General features: G+C 39.0%; 2 protein-coding genes. Both read right to left on the bottom strand.

The window, feature by feature from the left end; all coding sequences use genetic code 11:
- Window positions 1–281 precede the first annotated feature (281 nt).
- The gene (locus CHU92_RS02780) at window positions 282–983 is read right to left on the bottom strand and encodes an XAC2610-related protein (protein WP_094412378.1); all 702 of its coding nucleotides are present in this window, start codon (window positions 981–983) and stop codon (window positions 282–284) included.
- Between the two features lie 180 nt (window positions 984–1,163).
- The gene (locus CHU92_RS02775) at window positions 1,164–2,147 is read right to left on the bottom strand and encodes a PDDEXK nuclease domain-containing protein (protein WP_094412376.1); all 984 of its coding nucleotides are present in this window, start codon (window positions 2,145–2,147) and stop codon (window positions 1,164–1,166) included.
- Between the last annotated feature and the right edge of the window lie 125 nt (window positions 2,148–2,272).

Raw genomic sequence — 2,272 nt, 5'->3', positions numbered from 1 at the left:
CGCCGCAAAAGCAGGCGGCGGGGAGGATGCCGCTCCCATCAGGGCTAGGGGGAGGCTTTTGCACAACTTAATCCCCGGAGGGAAACACTTCTTTAAAAGCCCCTTTCTTGATGGTAAATCGAACGTTTTCGCGCCTGCTTTTTTTTGAACAACACTAACTTTACTCCCAATATAAACCTCGTTTAAAACTAATTTAAGAAGGGTTGTTTTTTGTAGTTTTTCAAAAATTTATCTTTTGGAAGGGGTTGTGCAACGGTTACCGGTGTTAGGTGCATACCCTTTCATTTGTTAGGCTCAATTGTTATGTTCTTTTTGCTCGTTGTCGTTAGTTGTCCGTTTACCCATTTGTTAGTAAAAATAGTCAGTTGATGTCGCCCTTTCAAATCGTATCCATCCCATAATTCAGCCTTGATGGTTTTAGATTTTTTGTCGATTGTCATGTTTGCAAAGTCGCGTGCTTCTTTATGAAGGTCAAATTTCTTTGTCATCGGGTCAATGATGATTAAATGTCCCCTTGATAATGACCAACCATTTGATGCACTAACTTGAATATAAAGGTCGGTTTGTCCGTCAAAATTGTAGTCGTCAAAAATTGGGTCGAATTGAGTTGGAAATGCGTCAAGCTCGCTAATACTGTCCGATAGTTTCCATTGGTCTGTTTGAAGTGAATAAAGTATAACCGTATATGTCGAGTCTGTCGGACAAGTAACCACAAGAGCATTTTTTTCCGTTTTACTAAGTATGTATCCTGATTTGAAAAACAAAAATGATTTATATTTTTCAAATTCAAACTCATTACTATATTCAACAGTGTCGCAGGTTAGCGCCTTTTTAAAAAGCCGTTCGATGTTGCTGATTAAAGTGTCTTTGACAAGTTGAGTTTGAACAATAGTGTTTTGGGTAATAATTTTGTCCTGTGCCGTCTGTGTCTGATTACAGGAAAATATTGTCAGTCCGAAAAGTAATATCAGTAATGTTCGCATCGTCGTCATTAGGGTTGCACATAACGTTCTCGGGCTTTGCTTTCGGGCGGGTTTTGGGAGTATAAAGCTATAATTTTATTACTAAAGTATAAGCACAAAGCTCCAGGTCTGCACGCGATGCACTGAGCTTGTCGAAGTGTCACCCCGCCTGAGGCAAAACCCGTGTTGGCAGTAGTGGCTCTATTTCTTGTCCGTCTCATTGTCGAACAGTTCGTGTAGTTTTTGTCGTAAAAGCTTCTTGTCAGGTAGTTGCGTTTTATACTCTGATACCATAGTCGGTGAAAGGCTCCTGCTTAAAGCATATTCTACTACTTCACTGTCTTTGTCCTTGCATAGCAAAACTCCAATGCTTGGGTTTTCGTTTGGCTTTTTAACGTCTCTGTCTAGTGCTTCCAAGTAAAAGTTAAGCTGTCCCAAGTGGTCGGGTTTGAATTTGTCTGCTTTGAGTTCAAACGCCACTAAACATTGTAGTCCACGATGGTAAAAAAGCAAGTCAATGTAAAAGTCGCTGTTGCCAACTTGCAACTTATATTCTTCTCCTATGAACAAAAAGTCCTTCCCGAGTTCGAGAATGAAATTTTTTATTTGTCTTACAAGTCCACGCTGTAAATCGCTCTCACTGTGTGGGTCAGGTAAGTTTAAAAATTCAAACACATAGCTGTCTTTGAATGTGTTTGAAAGGTCGTGATTACTTTCTCTCAACGCTGTTGAGAGTTTCGAGTTTCCAATCATTGTCCGCTCGAAAAAGCTTGCAGATATTTGTCGGTCAAGTTCTCGTTTACTATAGCTTTCTTGTTTTACGAGTTTTAGGTAAAATTCCATTTCTTCAATAGTTTTACACCTTGAAAAAATCAGAAGATTGTTTGTCCAGCTAATTTCTCTCACCAGTGGTGAGAGTTTTGGGAAGTCTTTGTAAGTTTCGTAAAACTGCTTCATTCTCCAAATATTTTTATCGGAGAAGCCTTTTATATCAGGTTCGTGTTTCTGAATGAAACTGGCTAATTCTGTTACAACAGAGTCGCCCCATTCTGATTGTTCAATTTTCTTGCTGATATATTCTCCAATATTCCAATAGAGATTTATCAGTTCAGCGTTTACGGCTTTTATAGCATTAGTCCGAGATTGTTTAATTAGCTGAATTATGTCCGTAAAACGATTGTCCATTATTTATTTCAATATGCTACAAATTTATGATTTTTCAGTCGTGTTTCTCCTTTGGAACCGGTTTTCTGCCATTACTGCTAACACCCCAGGCGATTTGCGAAGTGATTTGCATTTTGCAAATCGCT

This window comes from Flavobacterium cyanobacteriorum, from assembly GCF_002251835.1.
GTDB lineage: Bacteria > Bacteroidota > Bacteroidia > Flavobacteriales > Flavobacteriaceae > Flavobacterium > Flavobacterium cyanobacteriorum.
The sequence above is the reverse complement of the archived record's forward strand: the minus strand, read 5'-3'. Positions and strand labels throughout refer to the sequence as shown.

What these genes read in the sequence shown, in the direction of transcription:
- CHU92_RS02780 (WP_094412378.1), bottom strand. Translation starts at nt 983, where the DNA reads ATGCGAACATTACTGATATTACTTTTCGGACTGACAATATTTTCCTGT.
- CHU92_RS02775 (WP_094412376.1), bottom strand. Translation starts at nt 2,147, where the DNA reads ATGGACAATCGTTTTACGGACATAATTCAGCTAATTAAACAATCTCGG.